Origin of the sequence: Bradyrhizobium sp. HKCCYLS3070, assembly GCF_051167575.1 — a bacterium.
GTDB lineage: Bacteria > Pseudomonadota > Alphaproteobacteria > Rhizobiales > Xanthobacteraceae > Bradyrhizobium.
The window spans coordinates 1-21,224 of the sequence record NZ_JBNPTI010000025.1 but is presented as its reverse complement, the minus strand read 5'-3'; the positions used below and the strand labels follow the sequence as shown (position 1 = coordinate 21,224).

Annotated in this window: 19 protein-coding genes; 11 read left to right on the top strand and 8 right to left on the bottom strand. The window is 65.9% G+C overall.

Annotated features, from left to right (window positions below):
* The first annotated feature begins 258 nt into the window (after nucleotides 1-258).
* The 4 genes from ACQR03_RS33145 (at nucleotide 259) to ACQR03_RS33130 (ending at nucleotide 5,997) form a co-directional block, all read left to right on the top strand.
* Entirely contained in the window at nucleotides 259-894 is a 636-nt protein-coding gene (locus ACQR03_RS33145; protein WP_315716285.1) for a hypothetical protein, read from the top strand.
* A gap of 44 nt (nucleotides 895-938) precedes the next feature.
* On the top strand, nucleotides 939-2,549 hold the full coding sequence (locus ACQR03_RS33140) for an ABC transporter substrate-binding protein (protein WP_434842376.1): 1,611 nt from the start codon (nucleotides 939-941) through the stop codon (nucleotides 2,547-2,549).
* A 131-nt stretch (nucleotides 2,550-2,680) separates the two neighbouring features.
* Nucleotides 2,681-4,213 (top strand): ABC transporter substrate-binding protein, encoded by a 1,533-nt coding sequence (locus tag ACQR03_RS33135; protein WP_434842375.1) that lies wholly within the window; start codon nucleotides 2,681-2,683, stop codon nucleotides 4,211-4,213.
* A gap of 212 nt (nucleotides 4,214-4,425) precedes the next feature.
* Complete coding sequence (locus ACQR03_RS33130) at nucleotides 4,426-5,997, top strand: ABC transporter substrate-binding protein (protein ID WP_315716288.1); 1,572 nt, start codon at nucleotides 4,426-4,428, stop codon at nucleotides 5,995-5,997.
* An 81-nt stretch (nucleotides 5,998-6,078) separates the two neighbouring features.
* Here ACQR03_RS33130 and ACQR03_RS33125 read toward each other — a convergent pair whose 3' ends face one another.
* From ACQR03_RS33125 to ACQR03_RS33105, 5 genes are all read right to left on the bottom strand, one after another.
* Complete coding sequence (locus tag ACQR03_RS33125) at nucleotides 6,079-7,047, bottom strand: NAD(P)H-dependent flavin oxidoreductase (protein ID WP_315716289.1); 969 nt, start codon at nucleotides 7,045-7,047, stop codon at nucleotides 6,079-6,081.
* A 143-nt stretch (nucleotides 7,048-7,190) separates the two neighbouring features.
* Entirely contained in the window at nucleotides 7,191-7,820 is a 630-nt protein-coding gene (locus ACQR03_RS33120) for a hypothetical protein (protein ID WP_316202946.1), read from the bottom strand.
* Nucleotides 7,820-8,401, bottom strand: coding sequence for a YqaA family protein (locus ACQR03_RS33115; protein ID WP_315716459.1), 582 nt, complete (start codon nucleotides 8,399-8,401; stop codon nucleotides 7,820-7,822). Before ACQR03_RS33115 ends, ACQR03_RS33120 begins: the two co-directional genes overlap by 1 nt.
* A gap of 69 nt (nucleotides 8,402-8,470) precedes the next feature.
* Nucleotides 8,471-8,872 carry a phosphoribosyl-ATP diphosphatase gene (gene hisE / locus ACQR03_RS33110; RefSeq protein WP_315716291.1) on the bottom strand — a complete coding sequence of 134 codons (402 nt, stop codon included), beginning with the start codon at nucleotides 8,870-8,872 and terminating at the stop codon, nucleotides 8,471-8,473.
* A gap of 105 nt (nucleotides 8,873-8,977) precedes the next feature.
* Nucleotides 8,978-9,379, bottom strand: a complete 402-nt coding sequence (locus ACQR03_RS33105; RefSeq protein ID WP_315716292.1) for a hypothetical protein — start codon at nucleotides 9,377-9,379, stop codon at nucleotides 8,978-8,980.
* A 276-nt stretch (nucleotides 9,380-9,655) separates the two neighbouring features.
* On the opposite strand from ACQR03_RS33105, the gene ACQR03_RS33100 reads away from it, so the two are divergent.
* From ACQR03_RS33100 to ACQR03_RS33075, 6 genes are all read left to right on the top strand, one after another.
* Entirely contained in the window at nucleotides 9,656-10,711 is a 1,056-nt protein-coding gene (locus ACQR03_RS33100; protein WP_315751428.1) for an ABC transporter substrate-binding protein, read from the top strand.
* A gap of 85 nt (nucleotides 10,712-10,796) precedes the next feature.
* Nucleotides 10,797-12,587 (top strand): glucan ABC transporter ATP-binding protein/ permease, encoded by a 1,791-nt coding sequence (locus tag ACQR03_RS33095; RefSeq protein ID WP_316202945.1) that lies wholly within the window; start codon nucleotides 10,797-10,799, stop codon nucleotides 12,585-12,587.
* 173 nt (nucleotides 12,588-12,760) lie between these two features.
* Complete coding sequence (locus tag ACQR03_RS33090; protein ID WP_434842374.1) at nucleotides 12,761-14,176, top strand: D-alanyl-D-alanine carboxypeptidase family protein; 1,416 nt, start codon at nucleotides 12,761-12,763, stop codon at nucleotides 14,174-14,176.
* A 191-nt stretch (nucleotides 14,177-14,367) separates the two neighbouring features.
* Complete coding sequence (locus ACQR03_RS33085; protein ID WP_316170782.1) at nucleotides 14,368-16,059, top strand: long-chain fatty acid--CoA ligase; 1,692 nt, start codon at nucleotides 14,368-14,370, stop codon at nucleotides 16,057-16,059.
* 144 nt (nucleotides 16,060-16,203) lie between these two features.
* Nucleotides 16,204-16,689, top strand: a complete 486-nt coding sequence (locus ACQR03_RS33080) for a peroxiredoxin (RefSeq protein ID WP_315826556.1) — start codon at nucleotides 16,204-16,206, stop codon at nucleotides 16,687-16,689.
* A 263-nt stretch (nucleotides 16,690-16,952) separates the two neighbouring features.
* On the top strand, nucleotides 16,953-17,426 hold the full coding sequence (locus ACQR03_RS33075; RefSeq protein ID WP_316202943.1) for a YcxB family protein: 474 nt from the start codon (nucleotides 16,953-16,955) through the stop codon (nucleotides 17,424-17,426).
* Between the two features lie 134 nt (nucleotides 17,427-17,560).
* On the opposite strand, the gene rnhA is transcribed toward ACQR03_RS33075, so the two are convergent.
* The 3 genes from rnhA to ispH form a co-directional block, all read right to left on the bottom strand.
* Nucleotides 17,561-18,025 (bottom strand): ribonuclease HI, encoded by a 465-nt coding sequence (gene rnhA / locus ACQR03_RS33070; protein WP_315826554.1) that lies wholly within the window; start codon nucleotides 18,023-18,025, stop codon nucleotides 17,561-17,563.
* Nucleotides 18,022-18,996, bottom strand: a complete 975-nt coding sequence (locus ACQR03_RS33065; protein WP_315751421.1) for a homoserine kinase — start codon at nucleotides 18,994-18,996, stop codon at nucleotides 18,022-18,024. The genes rnhA and ACQR03_RS33065 overlap by 4 nt, the downstream gene beginning before the upstream one ends.
* Before the next feature lie 147 nt (nucleotides 18,997-19,143).
* Nucleotides 19,144-20,112, bottom strand: a complete 969-nt coding sequence (ispH, locus tag ACQR03_RS33060) for a 4-hydroxy-3-methylbut-2-enyl diphosphate reductase (protein WP_315716301.1) — start codon at nucleotides 20,110-20,112, stop codon at nucleotides 19,144-19,146.
* A 267-nt stretch (nucleotides 20,113-20,379) separates the two neighbouring features.
* Between ispH and ACQR03_RS33055 the strand changes: the two genes are divergently transcribed.
* Entirely contained in the window at nucleotides 20,380-21,075 is a 696-nt protein-coding gene (locus ACQR03_RS33055) for a DUF1013 domain-containing protein (protein ID WP_315716303.1), read from the top strand.
* Nucleotides 21,076-21,224 lie beyond the last annotated feature (149 nt).

The window sequence follows — 21,224 nt, the reverse complement described above, 5'->3', positions numbered from 1 at the left end:
GATCGATTGACACTCGTCAGGGGGCGGGGCATGGGATCGATAGAGGCGCCCAAGGCACGGCAAACGTGCCACGGCGCCTTGCAGGAAGGGACCGCTGGCGTGCGATCGCTGATCGACGCGAAACGTCTGATTCTGCGAGTGATTCCGTGTGGACTGAAGTGGCAGACCAGCTCCCGCTCTTCGTTTGAAACTAGCTCTCATACGACCGTGGCAGAAGCGTATCAGTTTTACCGGAATCGAGCGTCAGAGGAGTAGCGTATGAGTTCGTTGAGTGAACAGAATCCGATGAACCCGCAGGACCCGCTGCACTATGCGCCGCGGTGGCTGCGCGAACGTCCGGAAGCCGCGCGTCTATCTCTCGTCGGTGACAATGCCAAGGCAGCGGAGGCGGCCGAGCGTCCCGCTTCGGGACAGCAAGGACCGCTCGATGCTCGCCTGGAGACCGCCGTGTTCGAATCCCTTCGCCAGTCGCTGAATCCGCAAGTCATGCGCGAGCCGCCGGATCTGGAGCGCGAGCGCGACCGCCGGTCGGTCGTGTTCAAGGTGGCCGGCCGCTTCGCCGCCGCAACCGGCGTCGCCGCCGTCGTCGCGCTGTTCTTCGTCAACATCGTGCCGGTGTGGCGCCAGCCCGACGCCAGCTCGTCCTTCGTCGCAGCCGTGCAGTCGATGAAGACGCTGCCGCCGGTCGCCGCCGACGTGCAGGACGCCAAGGCGGACCAGACCAGCGCGCTGCCCGAGCGGGTCGAGCCGCAGGCTCCGGCGCTGTCGCAGTTCAAATCGCTGCTCGCGGACGCTCCGGCGCCGACGGCAGAGACCGACACTCCAGAAAAGCCCATGCTGCAGCAGTTCATGCAGTGGAACCAGAAGACGGGTCAGATGGAGCGGGTTCGCTAACCCTCTGCACGACTGATCCGACTTCCAACACATCACAGGCGACGATGATCGACGTCCTACCGCAGAAAGCGGCAGCACGCCGTCCGCTGGCTCACGCCCGTATGGCAGCCATCCTGCTCGCGTCCCTCATGGCCGGCGAGGCCGCTGCTGCGCCCGGCGAGAGTGTGAGCGTGGCGCGCCAGCTCGGCAGCCGCGTCGGCCCGATCATTGGCGCCGCGCTCGCGTGCCGCGACATCGCCCGGCCGCGCATCCAGGCCATCATCGAGAAATTCCAGCTCGTCATCCGCGAGGCCGCCTCCAGCGAGGCCGATCGTGACGAGCTGACGCGCCTGCTGGACCGCTATGTCGCCGAAGGTCGCAGCCTCGTCACGTCGGGCCGGCTGGATTGCGGCGGCGCCAATCGGCAGCTTGCCGATCTCGAACAATCCATCGCAGCGCCGCCTCCGGCGCGCGCGAACCTGTCTGCCGTGAGCATCGGACCTGCGACGGCGCAGGCCGCGACTGTACCGGCGCAACTGCTGCCGCCGGCCGGCAACGTGCGCGGGGTGACGCAGAGCGAGATCAAGCTCGGCATGGTCATTCCCTACAGCGGACCGGTGAAGGAGAGCGGGCGACTGCTCAAGATCGGCGTCGAGACGGCGTTCAATCGCGCCAACGAGGCCGGCGGCGTCAACGGCCGCATGCTGAAGCTCGTCACCGCCGATGACGGCTACGATCCCGCGCGCACGCTGGATGCGATGAAGCTGCTCTACGAGAAGGAGCAGGTGTTCGGCTATATCAGCAATTTCGGCTCGGCCACCGCCGCGGTCGCCATCCCCTACGCGCTCGAGCGCCGCACGCTGTTCTTCGCGCCCTATACCGGCGCCAACGTCGTGCGCCACGATCCGCCCGACCGCTACGTCTTCAACTACCGGCCGAGCTATGCCGAGGAGACCGACGCGCTGGTCCATTATCTCGTGAAGATGCGAAGGCTGCATCCGCGCCAGATCGTCGTGTTCGCGCAGAACGATGCCTTCGGCGACGCCGGCTTCGCCGGGGTGGCCAGGGCGTTCCGCACGCTCGGCGTCAGCGACAATTCGATCGTGCGGGTCAACTATCCGCGCAACACGGTCGAGGTCGACGACGCCATCAATCAGCTGAAGCTGCTGAAGACACCGGTCAAGGCGGTGGTGATGCTGGCGACGACGCGCGCCGCAGCCAAGTTCATCGAGAAGGCCCAGGGCGTATTTCCGGGCGTCATCTTCGCCAACATCTCCGCGGTTGCTGGCTCGGCGCTCGCCAGCGAGCTGATGCTGCTCGGACCGCGCTACGCCGAGGGCGTGATCGTCAGCCAGACCGTGCCCGGCGTTTCCGGCTATTCGAGCCTGGTGCTCGAATACAAGACCGCACTTGCGAAATATGCCCCGGGCGAGCCGGCCGACTACACCTCGCTCGAGGGCTACATCGCCGCGAGCATCCTGATCGAGGGACTGAAGCGCGCCGGTCCGAACTTCGATACCGAGCAACTGGTCGAAACGCTCGAGAACATGCGCAACATCGATCTCGGCCTCGGCACGCAGCTCGGCTTCGGCCGCGCCGAACACCAGGCTTCGCACAAGATCTGGGGCACGGCACTGGACGACAGCGGCACCTACCAACCCGTCGAACTTGAATAGGATACCGCTAGAGGCGCGACGGCCTCAACTACCAGGACAAAAGAGCGACAGAGAAACCCGACATTAATTCGAAATGCCACGAATAGTAGAACGAAGAGGGTTTGAAACAAGCTGAGCAGGTGGAAGGTTCGATGGCCGTGCGTTGGTCCGCGTTGATCATCGGGAGTGTTTTCGTAGCTCCCTTCAGCCCCGCTTTGGCGGCGGCTCCCGACGTCGTCAGGGAGCTTGGCGGCCGGGTTGGACCGATCGTGGGACAGGCCTCCGCGTGCCCCGACATCGCGCAGGGCCGCGTCCAGAGCATGGTCGACAAATTCCGCGAAGCCATCCGCCAGGCGACGAGGAATGACGGCGAGCGCGATCAGCTGACCCGCAGCTTCAATGGCTACATCGCCGAGGGCAGTAGTCGTACGGGCGCCTCGCAGGCGACCTGCGCCGCCGCGGAGCGGCAACTGACGGAGCTCGAACGCTCGCTCGACCAGCCGGCTGCGGCGACGGCCCCGATCACACCGGTCAAGGCCGAAACGACGACTGGCGCCGTCACCGCGAGCCCCGTGCGCGGCATCACCGACCGCGAGATCCGCTTCGGCATGGTCCTGCCGTTCTCCGGCATCCGCAAGGAGACCGGGCGTCAGATGCGCCAGGGCATCGAGGCCGCGTTCGCCCGCACCAACGACGCCGGCGGCGTCAACGGGCGCATGCTCCGTCTCGTGGCGGCGGACGACGGCTACGATCCGGGCCGCACGCTGGCGGCGATGACGCAGCTCTACGACAGGGAGCAGGTGTTCGGCTTCATCGGCAACGTCGGCACCGCCAACTCGCAGGTGGCGATCCCCTATGCGCTGGAGCGGCGCACGCTGTTCTTTGCACCGAACACCGGCGCAGCAGTGGTGCGACGCGATCCGCCGGATCGCTACGTCTTCAACTATCGGGCGAGTTACGCCGAGGAGACGGCCGCGCTGGTGCGCTACCTGATCAAGATGAAGCGCGTCTCGCCCAGGCAGATCGCCGTGTTCACCCAGCAGGACCCATTCGGCGACGACGGTTTCGCCGGTGTCGCGAAGGCCTACCGGCAGTTGAACATCGGCGATGCCGTAACGCGCATCAACTATCCGCGCGCGACGATGGACGTGGAAGAGGCGGTCAATCAGGTCAAGGCGCACAAGCCGGGACTCAAGGCGGTCATCATGGTAGCGACCGATCGCGCCGCCGCGAAGTTCATCGAGAAGACGCGCGACGCGGTGCCGGGCCTGATCTACGCCAACGTGTCCGCCGTCGGCTCGACCTCGCTCGCGACCGAGCTCAAGCTGCTCGGCCCGCGCTTCACCAACGGCGTCATCGTGACGCAGGGCGTGCCGGCGGTTTCGGGCTATTCGAGCCTCGTGCTCGACTACAAGAACGCCCTGGCCAAATACGCGCCCGGCGAGGCGCCGGACTATACGTCTCTCGAAGGCTATATCGCGGCGACGATTTTGATCCAGGCGCTGAAGCAGACCAATCCGCTCGACACCGAGCGGCTGGTCGACACGCTCGAATCGATGCGCAGCCTCGATCTCGGCCTCGGCACGACGCTCGCATTTGGACGCGCGGAGCACCAGGCCTCACACAAGATCTGGGGCACCGCACTCGACGAAACCGGCACGTATCAGGCAATCGAACTTGAGTAGAATTAGCTTCTAAGGGGAAGAACTGGTGAAGACGTTTCGTTAGCAGGTCCTAAAGTATGATCGGAAAAAGGCGTGTCGGGTTACCGAAATGGTCATGCTCTTAGGAAAGGCTGGTCTGTGCATGGTGACGGTCTTATGTCTTCTCCGTCGCAGACACGGCGTCAATTCACCAGGCGGAAGACCTGGATGGGGTCCAAAGTGGGATAGTGGCAATGAACTTTCGTTGTAGCGTGTTCTTGGTTGCGGCATTGCTCGCAACGCCCGCCAGCGCGGCGGGCACCAATGCGGATGTGGTGCGTAATCTTGCGAGCCGGGTCGGGCCGATCGTGGGAGCAGCATCCGCCTGTCAGGCGATCGACCAGGGCCGCGTTCAGGCCATTGTCGACAAGTTTCGCGAGGTGATCCGGGAGGCCTCCACCGGCGGCTCGGATCGTGACGAGCTCACCCGCGTCTTCAACGGCTACGTCGCCGATGGACGCAACCGCGTCGGGGCGGCTCAGACCGACTGTAACTCCGCGGGCCGCCAGCTCGCCGAGCTCGAGCGCTCGCTCGGGCAAAGCGCGCCGAGCCAAACCGCCACCAGCCTCGCCGGGGTGATCGCCCCGTCCGCGGCCGTGGCTGCGACGGCACCGACCGCGACGCTGCCGCCGGCGTCCACCTCCAACGTCCAGGGCGTCACCGCCAACGAGATCCGCTTCGGCATCGCCGCTCCGTTCTCGGGCGCTGCCAAGGAGCTCGGCCGGCAGATGAAGATGGGCATCGAGGCCGCCTTCAACCGCGCCAACGACGCCGGCGGCATCGCCGGGCGCTCGCTGCGGCTCTATTCGGCCGACGACGGCTACGAGCCGTCGCGGACGCTGGACGCGATGAAGCAGCTCTACGAGAAGGACAAGGTGTTCGGCTTCGTCGGCAATGTCGGTACCCCGACGTCTGCCGTGGCGATGCCCTACGCCCTGCAGCGCCGCGTGCTGTTCTACGGCGCGTTCACCGGCGCCAACCTCCTGCGCAACGATCCGCCGGATCGCTACGTGTTCAACTATCGCGCCAGCTACGCCGAAGAGACCGACACCGTCGTTCGCTATCTGGTCAAGCTGCGCCGCCTGCCGGCCAAGGACATCGCCGTGTTCGCGCAGCAGGACGCCTATGGTGATGCCGGCTTCTCCGGTGTGGCCAAGGCCTTCCGCTCGCTCGGCCTTGCCGACACGTCCATCTTGCGCCTCAACTACAAGCGCAACACGGTCGACGTGGACGACGCGGTCAACCAGCTGCGGGCGTTGAAGAACCCGCCCAAGGCGATCGTCATGGTCGCAACCTATCGCGCCGCCGCGAAGTTCATCGAGAAGACGCGCGATCTGTTCCCGCACATGATCTACACCAACGTCTCCTTCGTGGGCTCGACCGAGCTCTCGGACGAGCTGATGCTGCTCGGCCCGCGCTATGCCAGCGGCGTCATCGTCACCCAGGTGGTGCCGGCCGTCGGCGGCTATTCGAGCGCCGTGCTCGAATACAAGAGCGCGCTCGAGAAGTACTTCCCGGGCGAGGCACCGTCCTACGTGTCGTTCGAAGGCTACGTCTCGGCCAACGTGCTGGTCCAGGCGCTGCGCCGGGTCGGCCCGCAGCTCGACACCGAGGCGCTGATCGACACGCTGGAGAACATGCGTGACATCGATCTCGGTCTCGGCGCCAAGCTCGGCTTCGGCCGCGCCGAACACCAGGCCTCGCATAAGATCTGGGGCACGGCGCTCGACGAGCGCGGCAAGTTCCAGGCGATCGAGCTGGAATAGCCCGCCCGCTTGTTGCGACCTCAACAAAAAAGCGCGACAGCCCTGGCTGCCGCGCTTTTCTTTTGTCCGTCGCGGAGCCGCTTAGAGCGGCGGATCGATTGCTTCGTCATATTCCTTCTTGAAGCGCGCGATCAGCTCGGCGGCGGGCAGCACGTCCTTGATGGCGCCGATGCCCTGCCCCGAGCCCCAGATCTCCTTCCATGCCTTCGGCTTGGCGCGCTCGCCCGAGGCGTCGGTGCCGAAGCTCATCTTCGACGGATCGGAGGTCGGGAGATTGTCCGGATCGAGGCCGGCTGCGACGATCGACGGCTTCAAATAGTTGCCGTGCACGCCGGTGAACAGGTTCGAATAGACGATGTCGTCGGCGCCCGAGCTGGTGATCATCTGCTTGTAGCCTTCGACCGCATTCGCCTCCTTGGTGGCGATGAAGGCCGAGCCGATATAGGCGAAGTCGGCGCCGAGCACGCGCGCGGCACGGATGGCGCGGCCGTTCCCGATCGCGCCCGACAGCGCGATCGGGCCATCGAACCAGCTCCGCGTCTCCGCCACGAAGGCAAACGGCGAGATCGTGCCGGCATGTCCACCGGCGCCCGCCGCGACCAAGATCAAGCCGTCGGCGCCCTTCTCGATCGCCTTGTGCGCGAAGGTCTGGTTGATGACGTCGTGGAAGACGATGCCGCCCCAGCCATGCGCCGCCCGGTTCAGCTCCTCGCGCGCGCCGAGCGAGGTGATCATCATCGGCACCTTGTACTTCTCGCACAGCGCGAGATCCTGCTCGAGCCGGTTGTTGGAACGGTGCACGATCTGGTTGACGGCGAACGGCGCCGACGGGCGTTCCGGATGCGCCCGGTCATAGGCGGCGAGTTCCTCCGTGATGCGCGCCAGCCATTCGTCGAGCAGCGCGGCCGGCCGCGCGTTGAGCGCCGGAAACGAACCGACCACGCCGGCCTTGCACTGCGCGATCACCAGGTCGGGCACGGAGATGATGAACAGCGGCGAGCCGATCACCGGGATCGTCAGGCGGCCCTTGAACAAGGCGGGCATGGACATGGATGGGAATTCCTCTTGCGTTGAAATGCGGAAACACTCGTGATCGCGAGCATGCCCGACATCATGCCGTGATGGCAATTCGCTCGCAGAGGGACCGGAAAAGCCGGACCAGGGTCTTGCGTTGAGACGCTGGCGTGCCGGCGTCATTGGCAGAGCGCCGAGGTCACGTAGGTGTCCGTCCGGCAATCGCCCGGCTTGCGCTCGCGACCGGGGATCAGCACCCGCGCCGAGCAGGTCTCCGCAGAATCGGTGTTGAGGCTCTTGCCTTCCTTGTAACCCTTGCCCTGGCACAACCGGTCGGCGCCGAGCTTGCAATCCGGCGTGCCGTTGGCGGCGATCGGGCAGACCGAGCGGCCGGAGATCATGCTCGAGGGCTGGGCGAGGCGCGACAAGGTCTCGCCGGTCTCCTTCAGCACGTCGGCGCCGCCCTTCGGCGCGACCGGGCCACCGGGCTGCACCGGTGTCGCAGCGGGCTGATCCGCGGCAGCGCCGGTGGGATCGCTGCCGGCCGCCGGCGGCTCGGCGCGGGCATCGCCCGAAGGCTTCAGCGGAATGATCGACATCTTCTCGAACAGCTTGCCGAGCTCCTCCACCAGACCCGGACTGGAGGGCGGCGCAGGCTGGACGGCAGGCGCCTGCTGCGGTGGCTGTTGCGTCGCTTCTCGCAGTCCCAAGGCAGGCGTCGTTTGCGCCCATGCCGCGGCGGCAGAGAGAACCGAGACGACGGCGAGCAGCGCCGCGCCTGCCCCCAGCCCCGGGCGCAGCGGCCGCATCAGATCAGCTTCACGGCGATGACGAATCCGGCCACCAGCACGGCCGCGCCGATCGCCACCCACAGGCCGAGATGCTTCTCGATGCGCACCCTGATCCATTCGCCATAGCGGTTGAGCAATATCGCGGCGATGAAGAAGCGGCCGCCGCGCGCGATGATCGAGCAGACGACGAACAGAAAGAGATTATAGCCGGCGAAGCCCGACGTGATCGTGACCAGCTTGTAGGGGATCGGCGTCAATCCCTTCACCAGGATGATGACGGCGCCCCACTCGGCGTAGGAGGCACGGAACGCCTCGACTTTGTCGCCGAGGCCGTAGAGCTGGATCAGCCAATGGCCGAGGGAGTCGTAGAGCAGCGCGCCGATGGCATAACCGACCAGGCCGCCCGCCACCGAGGCCGCGGTGCAGACGCCGGCGAACAGCCACGCCCGCTGCGGCTTCGCCAGCGACATCGGGATCAGCATCACATCCGGTGGCACCGGAAAGAACGAGCTTTCGGCGAAGGCAACCGCGGCCATGATCCACATGGCATGCGGCTTGTGGGCGGCGTCGATACACCAGTCGTAGATCCGTCTGAGCATGCTGGCGATGAAGCAAACCGGGCACGATTTGTCCATGGCCCATATGTCGGCCCGAATCGGACCGCCACACTAATGCCGCTTGCGGATGGTCCGGCTTTCGGCCGCGACGATCGGTCGCCCCGCCACCCGTCCGGGCGCGGCCTTGGCGACCTTCACCGGCGATTTCGGCAGCTTCTCGGCGATGCCGAGCATCAGCTCGCGCCGTTCCATCTCGCGCCAGACGTCCTCGGGCTGGACATCGAGCTCGGCCCACAGCACGGCCAGATTGTAGATCAGGTCGGCGCTTTCGCGCACCACGGCCTGGGCGTCGCCGCCGACGGCATCGATCGCAACCTCGATCGCCTCCTCGGCGAGCTTCTTGGCCATCTTGGCCGTGCCCTGCTGCATCAGCTTGGCCGTGCGCGATCGCGCGGGGTCGAGATCCCTGGCCGCCAGGACAGCGCGATAGAGCCGATCGATCGAATCAGTCATCTCGCCACAATAGTTAAATTCGATGGTCCGCATATTAACGTTCGCGGCAGGCAAGAAAAAATCCGCCGGCACGGCGGCCGGCGGATCGTTTCGTCCGATCTCACATCACCAATGCGGGTGATGGTAATAGCCGCCACCGTAATAGGGGCCGCCGCCGTAATACTGATAGCGCGGTCCGTAGCCATAATAGGCCGGCCGGCCATAGTAATAGTTGTCTTCGTAGTAGGAGCGGCGGTTCTGCGTCGCCGCGATGGCAAGTCCGGTGCCGACGATCCCGGCGAACGCCGCCGCAGCCGCCGCGCCACCATTGCCGCGATAGTGGCGCCGGCGCGCGCTGACATCGGTCAGGCCGCCATCATTGGCCGTCTTGGCGACGACGCCCTTCTCGGCCGGCGCGGAGCCGGCAAAGGCGAGTGTCGGCTGCACGGCCGTCAAAGTCACCGCGGCCACCGTCGCCAGGACGGTAGCACGGCCAAAGCGTGAAAAACTTCCGCGCTGTGCGATCATGTGGATCCTCCGTACGATCTAATCTCGGGTACCAACTCGCGAACTGCGCCCAGAGTTCCCCTCGCGAAACCCGGAGTCGAAGCCGCAAATCGCCGCAGGCCTTGCTCATGGACCGTTCACATTCGATCCGACATGATCAGGCACCGCCGGCCCCGAGCGGCAGCGACACCGCGACGCTGTCACGAAATTGACATCTCGATCCCGCGATGGCCGGCGAACTGATTAGAATACCGGCGTGACAAGACCGGTACGGCCTGCGAATACCGGCGTGACATGATGCGCATGCGACGACCCGTCACCCTGCTTGCCTTGGCGCTCCTCGCCGCCTTCGTCGTGCCCTCATGCCTGTCGAGAGAGGAAGCCGCAGCGGAGGAGCCGAAACGTCCGGTCGCCGTCATGTTCGCGCTGGATCGGCCGCTCGATGGCAGCATGGCGCCACTGGTCCTCGCCGCCAGCCGCGGGCTGTTCGCCACCGAGGGCGTGACCGTCACCATCACCACGGCCAAGGGCTCTCCCGATGCGATCGCGCGGGTGGCCTCCGGCGAGACCGACATGGCGCTCGCCGACATCAACGAGCTGATCCGCTATCGCGACGCGTCGAACAGCCAGCCGGTCAAGGCCGTGTTCGTGCTGTTCAACAGGGCGCCTTATGCGATCATCGCGCGCAGGAGTCGCGGCATCAACGGGCTCGGCGACATCGAAGGCAAGACGCTCGGCGTCGCCGAGGGCGATCTCTCGATCCGGCTGTGGCCGGCGGTCGTGAGGCACAACCATCTCAGGCCCGAGACCATCAAGCTGTCGCGCGTTGGCGCGGCCGTGCGCGAGCCGATCCTGTCCGCCGGCCAGGTCGATGCCGTCAGCGGCTTCTCGTATCTCTCGGCGATCAATCTGCGCGACCGCGGCGTGCCCGCCGCCGATCTCGCGGTGCTGCGCTTCGCTGATTATGGCTGCGAGGCCTATGGCCATGCGGTGATCGTCAATCCCGGCTTTGCGGCCAAGCAGCCGGCGGCGGTGAAGGGCTTCCTGCGCGCGCTGACATCGGGGCTCCAGCTTGCCATCAAGGACCCTGCCGGCGCGATCGCCGACGTGGTGAGCCGGATGGATGACGGCTCCCGCGAGCTCGAGCTGCAGCGACTGCAGAGCGTGCTCGTCGACAACGTGCTGACGCCGGACGTCCGCCGCGATGGCATCGGCAGCATCGAGCCCGCCCGGTTCGAGCGGGCCCTCGACCAGCTCGCGGAGGACGGCAAATTCCACCACAAGCGTCCGCAACCCGCCGACATCTTCGACGACAGCTTCCTGCCGCCCGCCGACAGCCGGCTCGTCAACTGAGCGCTCGCCGCGGCGGCCGTTCCCTTGCTAACATGGTGCCGCGCGCCCAGCGCTGATTCCAACTGCCGACACGAAGCGCCCCGCCATGTCCCTGCTCCGCATCTATGCCCGCGTGCTCCATCTGCTCGGAAAGGAGGCGCGGCTCGGCTGGTTTCTCGCGATCGCCAACCTGGCGCTGGCGGTGGCGCAGTTCGCCGACCCGGTGCTGTTCGGACGCATTGTCGACTCGCTCTCCGGCAAGGCCTCGGCCAGCACCGCCTGGCCGCTGCTCGCGGCCTGGGCCGGATTCGGCCTGTTCACGATTCTGGCCAGCGCCTGGGTCGCGCTGCAGGCCGACCGGCTGGCGCACCGGCAGCGCCATGCGGTGCTGACGAGCTATTTCGAGCACATTTTGCAGCTGCCGCTGACGTTCCATTCCGGCACCCATTCCGGCCGGCTGATGAAGGTGATGATCAACGGCACCGACGCGCTGTGGAAGCTGTGGCTGTCGTTCTTCCGCGAGCACTTCGCCGCGATCATGTCGGTGCTGGTGCTGCTGCCGCTGTCGCTCTATCTGAACTGGCGGCTCGCGATCCTCTTGTTCGTGCTGTGCGTCGTGTTCACCGTGCTGACGACCCTGGTCGTGCGCAAGACCTACGGCATGCAGAGCGAGGTCGAGGAGCATTACAGCGACCTGTCGGCGCGTGCCTCCGACGCGCTCGGCAACGTCGCGCTGGTGCAGAGCTTCGTGCGCATCGATGCCGAGGTGCAGGGCCTGCGCACCGTCGCCGGACAATTGCTGTCGGTGCAGATGCCGGTGCTCGGCTGGTGGGCGCTGGTGACGGTCATCACGCGTGCCTCGACCACCATCACCGTGCTCGCGATCTTCACACTCGGCATCGCCCTGCATCAGGCCGGGCTGACGTCGGTGGGCGAGATCGTGATGTTCGTGTCGTTCGCGACCATGCTGATCCAGAAGCTGGAGCAGGTCGTGTCCTTCATCAACAACGTGTTCATGGAGGCGCCGCGGCTGGCCGAGTTCTTCACCGTGCTCGATGCCGTGCCGGCCGTGCGCGACCGCCCCGACGCGATCGAGGTCGGCCGACTCTCGGGCCTGGTCGAATTCAACGATGTGTCGTTCTCCTATGACGGCAAGCGGCCGGCGGTGGAGGACCTCACTTTCACCGCGCTGCCGGGCCAGACCATCGCGCTGGTCGGCCCGACCGGCGCCGGCAAGTCGACGGCGATCGCGCTCCTGCATCGCGCTTTCGATCCGCAGTCGGGCTTCATCAAGATCGACGGCATGGATGTGCGCGGATTGAAGCTCGCGGCGCTGCGCCGGAACATCGGCGTCGTGTTCCAGGAGGCGCTCCTGTTCAACCGCTCGATCCGCGAGAACCTTTTGGTCGGCAAGCCCGACGCGACCGACGAGGAGCTGCGCACCGCCGCCGCGCGCGCCCAGGCGCTCGACTTCATCGATCGTGCCGACCAGGGTTTCGATACCAACGCGGGCGAGCGCGGCCGCATGCTGTCCGGTGGCGAGCGCCAGCGGCTCTCGATCGCGCGTGCCCTCTTGAAGGATCCACCGATCCTGATTCTCGACGAGGCGACCTCCGCGCTCGATGCCGTCACCGAGGCCAAGCTCAACGCGGCGCTCGACGAGGTGATGAGGGGACGCACGACCTTCGTGATCGCACACCGGCTCTCGACCATCCGCAACGCGACGCGAATCCTGGTGTTCGAGAACGGACGCGTGATCGAAAGCGGAACGTTCGATGAACTCGTCGCCAAGGGCGGCCACTTCGCGGAACTCGCGAAGGCCCAGTTCATGGTGCAGGAGAGCGCGCGCGCGACTCTCGCAGCGCCCGAGAGCGACGGCATCATCGTCAAGACCTGATCGCGGGACGCTTTCATCGTGGAATTGAATGGCTGGCCTCTGTTCGCCAGCGTCGAGCCGGTATAGGTTCGCGGCCTGCCGCAACCAAAGCGGCGCCGGACACGCTTGAAACCCGAAAGCCCGCTTGCCCACCTCGCCGCGCGAGGCGGGTCTCAAAGGACCGGACCAGACCAGTGCAGACGCTTCGCCTGTTGTTCCGCTACGCCCCGATCAAGATCATCGCTCTCGCTGCCGCTCTCGTGCTCGCGCCGCGCTGGGCCCATGCCGAGGCGCTGCTGCTCGTCGAAGCCGACACCGGCAAGGTGCTGGAGGCGCAGAACGCGACCTATCCGTGGTATCCTGCATCGGTCACCAAGCTGATGACGGCCTATGTCACCTTGAAGGCGGTCAAGGACGGCAGGATCACGCTCGACACGCTGTTCACGGTCTCACCGACCGCGGCATCACAGTCGCCGTCGAAGATGGGCTATCGGCCCGGCACGCAGGTCACCGTCGACAACGCACTGAAGATGATGCTGGTGAAGTCCGCCAATGACATGGCGGTGGTCTTGGCCGAGGGCGTCGGCGGCTCCATCGACGGCTTCTCGGCGATGATGAACGACACCGCCCGCAAGCTCGGCATGACGCAGACCAGCTACGTGAATCCGAACGGACTGCCTGCCGACGGCCAGATCACCTCGGCGCGTGATCTCGCGATCTTGGCGCGCGCCATCATCCGCGATCTTCCGGAGTACGAATATTTCGTCCACATCCCGTCGATCCGCTACGGCCGCCGCGTGGTGCAGAACTTCAACAAGCTGATCGGGCGCTATCCCGGCGCCGACGGTTTCAAGACCGGCTTCATCTGCGCCTCCGGCTACAATCTCGTGGCGTCGGCGACCCGCAACGGCAAGCGCCTGATCGCGGTGGTGCTCGGCGCCTCCTCGGGACAGATGCGCGCCGTGCGCGCGGTCCAGATGCTGGACCGCGGCTTCAACGGCAACCAGCTGAGCTGGCTGAAGTCGCCGCTGGGCACGGTCGATCAGCTGGCCCCCGTCGACGCGACGCCGCCCAACCTGCGCGACGACATGTGCAACGGCCGCCGCCACCGACCAGCCAGCGACGACGACGAGGACACCATTGCCGGTGCGGACGGCGAAGCGACCGGCGGCACCCTGCTCGCCGGCCTGCAGACGCCGACCATGAAGCCGTCCGAGCTGCTGGCGGCGGCGCCCGCCCCGTCCGAGCCGGTGCTGGTCTACACCGGCCCGACGCGCACCGGCGCGGCGCTGATCGCCGCCGTCGCCGCCGACGCCGACGCGCAGACCGCGACCAAGCACCGCGGCAAGAAGGCGCATGCCGCCGCCCGGAAGGACGCCAAGGCGGCGACCCGGACCGCCGCCCAGACCGATGCGGATGCGAAGGCCGCTGCGAAGCCGCAGGCCAAGCCGGCTGAGGCCAAGCCGGGCGCGGCCCGCCACGTCGCCGCCAAGCACGAAGCCGGCGGAAAAACGGCGGAAAAAACCGGCTCCGACGCGCCCAAGCCCGCCAAACCCAAGGCTGCCGCAAAGCCGAAGACGGACGGCAAGCCCGCGCCGAAGGACGGCTGATCCCGCGCGGCGCATACGGCGGCAGCCAGCAATTGGCACGGGCCCTCGGCCCGGACCGCCCGTCCCTCCCCTTTCGTCGCCGCGCCGACCGCTTGCCTTGAACGGCCGGAAATTCGATATTGGCGCCGCCGGCCCGAGCGAGGCCGGCGGCTGCCGATAGACGAACAAGAGACGATCAGAGAGGAAGGGTCATGGAGCGCATCTGGCTCAAGCACTATCCGGCCGGCGTTCCCGCCGATATCGATCCGGGCAAATACCCGTCGCTCGTCGACCTGCTGGAAGAGAGCTTCAGGAAATTCGCCGATCGCCGCGCCTTCATCTGCATGGACAAGGCGATCAGCTATCGCGAGCTCGACGATATGTCGGTCGCGATGGGCGCCTATCTGCAGGGCCTGGGGCTGGCAAAGGGCGCGCGCGTCGCGCTGATGATGCCGAACGTGCTGCAATATCCGATCGCGATCTCCGCGGTGCTGCGCGCGGGCTACGCGGTCGTCAACGTCAACCCGCTCTACACGCCGCGCGAGCTCGAGCACCAGCTCAAGGATTCCGGCGCCGAGGCGATCATCGTGCTGGAGAACTTTGCCCACACGGTGCAGCAGGTGGTCGGCCACACCCAGGTCAAGCACATCGTCGTCGCCAGCATGGGCGACCTGCTCGGCTTCAAGGGCGTGATCGTCAACCTCGTCGTCCGCCGCCTGAAGAAGATGGTGCCGGCGTTCTCGCTGCCGGGCGCGGTCCCCTTCAACGATGCGCTCGCCGCCGGACGCGGCAAGCGCTTCCAGAAGCCCACCATCGGTCCGGACGACGTCGCCTTCCTGCAATATACCGGCGGCACCACCGGCGTCTCCAAGGGCGCCACGCTGCTCCACCGCAACGTCGTCGCCAACGTGCTGCAGAACGATGCATGGCTGCAGCCGGTGATGGACAAGCCGCCGCATGTCGATCAGCTGCTGATCGTCTGCGCGCTGCCGCTCTACCACATCTTCGCGCTGACCTGCTGCTTCCTGCTCGCGGTGCGCGCGGGCGGCGCCAATCTCTTGATCCCCAATCCGCGCGACATCCCCGGCTTCATCAAGGAGCTCATGAAGTATCAGGTCACCACCTTCCCGGCCGTCAACACGCTCTACAACGGCCTGCTGCATCATCCTGACTTCCGCAAGATCGATTTCTCCAAGCTGAAGGTCTCCAACGGCGGCGGCATGGCCGTGCAGCGCCCGGTGGCCGAGCAGTGGAAGCAGGTGACGGGCTGCAGCATCGCCGAAGGCTACGGCCTGTCGGAGACCGCGCCGGTGCTGACCTGCAACGTGCCGACCTCGACGGAATTCACCGGCACCATCGGCCTGCCGCTGCCGTCGACCTGGCTCTCGATCCGCGACGACGACGGCAACGAAGTGCCGCTGGGACAACCCGGCGAGATCTGCGCCAAGGGCCCGCAGGTGATGGCAGGCTACTGGAATCGTCCCGACGAGACCGCCAAGGTGATGACGGCAGACGGCTTCTTCCGCACCGGAGACGTCGGCGTCATGGCCGCGGACGGATCGGTCAAGATCGTGGACCGCAAGAAAGACATGATCCTGGTCTCCGGCTTCAACGTCTATCCGAACGAGGTCGAAGAGGTCATCGCGACCCATCCGGGCGTGCTGGAGACCGCCGTGATCGGGCTGCCGGACGAGAAGACCGGCGAGGTCGTCAAGGCGTTCGTGGTGAAGAAGGATCCCAACCTCACCTCCGAGGACATCATCAAGCACTGCCACGAGCAGCTCACGAACTACAAGGTGCCGAAGCAGATCGAGTTCAGGACCGAGCTGCCGAAGACCAATGTCGGCAAGATCCTGCGCCGCGAGCTGCGCGACGAGAAGAAGAAGCCGGCAGCAGCGGCCTGAGTCCATTGGCGCCGCGAATCCCGGCGCACGATGAGGGACGTGCGATGACGGATACGTGATCACGGCGGGCCGTTGCCGTTTCCGGCCCGCCGAATAGTGTAGCGCGCACCGCGCAAGACACATCCAGGGGAAGGAGTAACTCGAATGACCATCCAGGTTGGCGATAAGCTGCCGCAGGCCCAATTCCGCGTCATGACCGGCGAAGGCCCGCAGGTCAAAACCACCGACGACATCTTCAAGGGCAAGAAGGTCGCGCTGTTCGCGGTGCCCGGCGCCTACACCGGCACCTGCCACAAGATGCATCTGCCCAGCATCTTCCTCAACGCCTATGCGATGAAGGACAAGGGCGTCGACACCATCGCGATCGTCTCGGTCAACGACGCCTTCGTCATGAACGCCTGGAAGCGCGACACCGACCAGCGCGACGAGGCCGTGTTCCTGGCCGACGGCAATGCCGAGTTCACCAAGGCGATCGGCATGGAGCTCGACGCGTCCGGCGCCGGCCTCGGCATCCGCTCCAAGCGCTATTCGATGCTGGTCGAGGACGGCAAGGTCACCAAGCTGAACCTCGAAGCCGCCCCGGGCAAGGTCGAGGTCTCCGGCGGCGACACGCTGCTCGGGCAGCTGTAAAGCCGCGCCGGCCTCCGATACGAGGCACACCGCCTCCCGACTCACCAGTGTCATTCCCCGCGAAAGCGGGGAATCCAGTAAGCCTCGGCCTATCGCCAGAACACGACGGCCGGTGAGTGCTAGATCGCCCGGTCAAGCCGGGCGATGACGGTTGAATAATAAGACTAACGGGTGGGATTGAGCGCCGGTGCAGCTCATCGACGATATCACCGACGAACATCTGCGCCAGCCCGCCCCGCCTCTCGCCAGCGTCGAAAGTTCAGATGGCCGTCACGCTGAAATACGCCAGTACTCGGGCTGAGGTCTGGGATTGGTATTGGCGCGCCTGGCGCAAGAAACTCTGGGTGCTGCACGCATATTCCGCTCTTTTCTTCATTGCGCTCGCACTCATTTGGGATGGCCATTGGCCACCGCATGATTACGCAAAACTGCTTTATGGCCTGCTTGCCGCTGGCGTTTTCGTGGCGTTTCTCGTCGCTTTCCCACAGCTGATGTTCAAGCCGCAGCACCGAGAGCTCACAGCCAGCGAAGATGGCCTCTACACCAAGATCGGCAACAAGAGCCGTGCATGGAGCTGGAGAGAGATATCCACGATCGAAGAGACGCCTGAGCTAGTCACAATCACCGGGAAGAACGGAAATGCCCTCTTGATTCCGTGCCGAGCATTCGACTCGGAGGAACATAAGCGGCTCTTCGCAGCGGCAGTTGAGACCTGGCATCGGCGCGGTGCAAATTAGGAGCCCGCCCTGATTCATATCCAGTACGCCGATTGAACACGACCGGTGGTGAGTACTGGATCGCCCGGTCTCGAGCCGGGCGACGAAAGTCGAGTGTGGGGCGATGATTCGGTTAACCAACCCGTCAGCCGTCGTCAGCCCCGCACGTTCTTCTGCATCCTGGCCATAGCCACGCCATCGCGTGCGAGCTGATCGGCACGCTCGTTCTCCGGGTGGCCCGCGTGGCCCTTGACCCAGTGCCAGTTGACCTTGTGCGGCTTCAGCGCCGCGTCGAGCCGCTGCCACAGCTCGGCGTTCTTGACCGGCTTCTTGTCGGCGGTCTTCCAGCCATTGCGCTTCCAGCCGTGGATCCATCCGGTGATGCCCTGCCGGACATATTGGCTGTCGGTGTAGAGCTCGACCTGGCACGACTTCTTCAGCGCCTCCAGCGCCGAGATCGCGGCCATCAGCTCCATGCGGTTGTTGGTGGTGTGCGGCTCGCCGCCCTTCAGCTCTTTTTCGTTGTCGCCGAAGCGCAGGATCGCGCCCCAGCCGCCCGGCCCCGGATTCCCCGAGCAGGCGCCATCGGTGTAGATGCTGACGACCGGATGCTCGCTCACGCCAATGCTCCGCCGATGCCATAGTCGCGCACGCTGGTCACCGCCTGGTGGAAGCGCAGCTTGCGGACATATTCGAGCGGATCCTTGGGCTTCACCAGCGCGCCGGGAGGCACGTTGAGCCAGTCCACCAGCCGCGTCAGCAGGAAGCGGATCGCGGCGCCGCGCGCCAGCAGCGGCAGCGCCTCCAGCTCGGCGTCCGACAGCGGCCGGACGCGGCCATAGGCGTTGAAGAAGGCGCGCGCCTTGGTGACGTTCAGCGAATGATCGGCCTCGAAGCACCAGGCGTTGAGGCAGATCGCGACGTCATACGCCAGAATGTCGTTGCAGGAGAACGGGAAGTCGATCAGCCCCGAGAGCTTGTCGCCGAGGAAGAACACGTTGTCCGGGAACAGGTCGGCGTGGATGACGCCTTCCGGCAGATGCGTCGGCCAGGAGCGCCCGAGATGATCGAGCTCGGCGGAGAGCAGCGCGGAGAGGCCGGCCTGCACCGTGTCGGCGCGGTCGGCGGCCTGCGCGAACAACGACCGCCAGCCGGCGACCGAGAGCGGATTCTTGCGCACCAGCGGGAAGTCGCGTCCGGCCAGATGCATCTGCGCCAGCGCCGCGCCGACGCCGGCGCAGTGGGTGACGTTCGGCTTGCGCGGCCACATGCCTTCCAGGAAGTTGATGATCGCCGCGGGCCGGCCGGACAGGCTCGAATACACCGCCCCGTCGCGGTTGCGGGCGGGCTGCGGACAGCTCACGCCGCGCTCGGCGAGGTGGGCCATCAGGCCCAGAAAATACGGCAGGTCATCCACCGCCACGCGCTTCTCGTACAGCGTGAGGATGAAGGAGCCCTTGGTGGTGTGGAGCAGGAAGTTGGAGTTTTCGACCCCTTCGGCGATGCCCTTGTAAGAGAGCAGCTCGCCGATGTCGTAGGTCTTGATGAAATCCGCAAGCTCGTCGGCGGCGACGTCGGTATAGACCGCCATGCGCTATCCCAGTTATCGAAGTTCGCCTGCCCCCGCCTCTCCGATGCGAACTTCGTCACCGGACAGGCCCGTAGCGCCCTTCATCGCGCATGCGGGCGCCGCGTTCAAGGCCGAGAGGCCGCCGAGGGCGGAAAAGAACCGGCCGACTTACTCGGCTGCCGCTTCCGGCCGGAGCGAGCGCGGCAGCGGGAAGAATTCGTTCTCTTCCGCCGCAGAGACCGTCTCGACATGGAGCACGTAGCGCTCGGCAAAGGCGCCCATGATCTCCTCGACGATCACCTCCGGCGCCGAGGCGCCGGCTGTGATGCCGAGGCTCTTGATGCCCTCGAAGCGCGCCCAGTCGATGTCCGAGGCGCGCTGCGCCAGCACGGCAATCGGGCAGCCCTCGCGCTCGGCGACCTCGCGCAGGCGCTGCGAGTTCGACGAGTTCGGCGCACCGACCACGATCAGCGCATCGACCACCGGGGCCACCTTCTTGACCGCCAGCTGGCGGTTGGTGGTGGCGTAGCAGATGTCTTCCTTGTGGGGGCCCGAGATGTTCGGGAAACGGCCCTTGAGGATCGCGACGATATCCTTGGTGTCGTCGATCGACAGCGTGGTCTGGGTGACGAAAGCGAGGTTGTTGGGGTCTTTCGGGGTGAAGGTCGCCGCGTCCTCGGCGGTCTCGATCAGCGTCACGGCGCCGGCCGGAAGCTGGCCGACGGTGCCGACCACCTCCGGATGGTGCGAATGGCCGATCAGCAGGATCTCGCGGCCGCGCTTGAAGTGGATCGCCGCCTCGCGGTGGACCTTGGTCACCAGCGGGCAGGTCGCGTCCAGGGAGAAGAAGTTGCGCGCCTGGGCCTCGGCCGGAACCGATTTCGGCACGCCATGGGCCGAGAACACCACCGGTGCATTGGTACTGTCGGGAATCTCCGCCAGTTCCTCGACGAAGATGGCGCCCTTGGTCTTCAGGCTGTCGACGACGTATTTGTTGTGCACGATCTCGTGTCGGACATAGACCGGGGCGCCATAGATGGCGAGCGCCCGTTCCACGGTGTCGATGGCGCGCACCACGCCGGCGCAGAAGCCGCGCGGCGAGCAGAGCACGATTTTGAGGTCTGGTTTGGCTGCCATGGGGCTGGTCTGAGCTGATCTATGCGGGCTGGTTTCGGCGACCACGGACCCCCGGGCCGGCAAGCGGGGGCGGTCGATACGCGAAGAACTTGGGTCTGACACTCGTTTGGGTAGGACTTGGGACTGCTTTCGAGCGCTGTCAAGGCCGTTTTCTCCAGGCCATTGCGCCCTGCCCCCGGGACGGCTTATATAGGGCCAATTCCCGTCATCGCCGATGACCGCAGGTTTCGCCTCCAGGGCCGGGGCGGAGCACAAAGGAGATTTGCCATGAGCAACGCCCCGCTGATGCCGAAGGCAACTGCCGTGTGGCTGGTCGACAATACCGCCTTGACCTTCGACCAGGTCGCCGATTTCACCAAGATGCACCCGCTGGAGGTGCGCGCCATTGCCGACGGGGACGCCGCCCAGGGCATCAAGGGCATGGATCCGATCTCGACCGGGCAGCTCACCCGCGAGGAGATCGAGAAGGCCGAGCGCGACCCGAATTACCGGCTCCGGCTGCAGGAGAGCAAGGTGGTGCTGCCGCCGCAGCCCAAGCGCAAGGGCCCCCGCTACACCCCGGTGTCGCGCCGCCACGAGCGCCCGAGCGCCATTCTCTGGCTGGTGCGGAACCATCCCGAGCTCAAGGACGCCCAGATCATGCGCCTGGTCGGCACCACCAAGACCACGATCGCGAGCGTGCGCGACCGCACCCATTGGAACGCGCAGACGCTGACGCCGATGGATCCGGTGACGCTCGGCCTGTGCTCGCAGATCGAGCTCGACTTCGAGGTCCAGCGTGCCGCCAAGGAAAAGCCGCTCGACGCCAATTACAGCGGCGCCACCCTGCTCCCGGCCTCCGAGACCACGCGCAAGGACGAGTACGAGCCGGCGGGCCGCGATGAGGACGATCTCAACGTCGACGCCGTGTTCGCCAAGCTCAAGACCATCGGCGGCAAGAAGCAGGACGACGAGGAAGAGTAGGACGGGCACCTCCTGTCCTCGGGTCAATTCACCCGCGACTGCCCCACCATCGGTGCCGTCCCTGCGAACGCAGGCAACTGTTATGTTGATGGAGTGATCGCATAAGGTTTTCGGTCGCGCATCATGGCATTCAGGATGGTTAGAAGCTT

Coding starts and splice junctions, on each gene's coding strand:
- ACQR03_RS33115 (WP_315716459.1), bottom strand. CDS start 8,401: ATGCTCAGACGGATCTACGACTGGTGTATCGACGCCGCCCACAAGCCG.
- ACQR03_RS33145 (WP_315716285.1), top strand. CDS start 259: ATGAGTTCGTTGAGTGAACAGAATCCGATGAACCCGCAGGACCCGCTG.
- ACQR03_RS33100 (WP_315751428.1), top strand. CDS start 9,656: ATGCGCATGCGACGACCCGTCACCCTGCTTGCCTTGGCGCTCCTCGCC.
- ACQR03_RS33105 (WP_315716292.1), bottom strand. CDS start 9,379: ATGATCGCACAGCGCGGAAGTTTTTCACGCTTTGGCCGTGCTACCGTC.
- ACQR03_RS33130 (WP_315716288.1), top strand. CDS start 4,426: ATGAACTTTCGTTGTAGCGTGTTCTTGGTTGCGGCATTGCTCGCAACG.
- ACQR03_RS33075 (WP_316202943.1), top strand. CDS start 16,953: ATGGCCGTCACGCTGAAATACGCCAGTACTCGGGCTGAGGTCTGGGAT.
- ACQR03_RS33135 (WP_434842375.1), top strand. CDS start 2,681: ATGGCCGTGCGTTGGTCCGCGTTGATCATCGGGAGTGTTTTCGTAGCT.
- hisE (WP_315716291.1), bottom strand. CDS start 8,872: ATGACTGATTCGATCGATCGGCTCTATCGCGCTGTCCTGGCGGCCAGG.
- ACQR03_RS33095 (WP_316202945.1), top strand. CDS start 10,797: ATGTCCCTGCTCCGCATCTATGCCCGCGTGCTCCATCTGCTCGGAAAG.
- ACQR03_RS33125 (WP_315716289.1), bottom strand. CDS start 7,047: ATGTCCATGCCCGCCTTGTTCAAGGGCCGCCTGACGATCCCGGTGATC.
- ACQR03_RS33080 (WP_315826556.1), top strand. CDS start 16,204: ATGACCATCCAGGTTGGCGATAAGCTGCCGCAGGCCCAATTCCGCGTC.
- ACQR03_RS33055 (WP_315716303.1), top strand. CDS start 20,380: ATGAGCAACGCCCCGCTGATGCCGAAGGCAACTGCCGTGTGGCTGGTC.
- ACQR03_RS33140 (WP_434842376.1), top strand. CDS start 939: ATGATCGACGTCCTACCGCAGAAAGCGGCAGCACGCCGTCCGCTGGCT.
- ACQR03_RS33065 (WP_315751421.1), bottom strand. CDS start 18,996: ATGGCGGTCTATACCGACGTCGCCGCCGACGAGCTTGCGGATTTCATC.
- ispH (WP_315716301.1), bottom strand. CDS start 20,112: ATGGCAGCCAAACCAGACCTCAAAATCGTGCTCTGCTCGCCGCGCGGC.
- ACQR03_RS33085 (WP_316170782.1), top strand. CDS start 14,368: ATGGAGCGCATCTGGCTCAAGCACTATCCGGCCGGCGTTCCCGCCGAT.
- ACQR03_RS33120 (WP_316202946.1), bottom strand. CDS start 7,820: ATGCGGCCGCTGCGCCCGGGGCTGGGGGCAGGCGCGGCGCTGCTCGCC.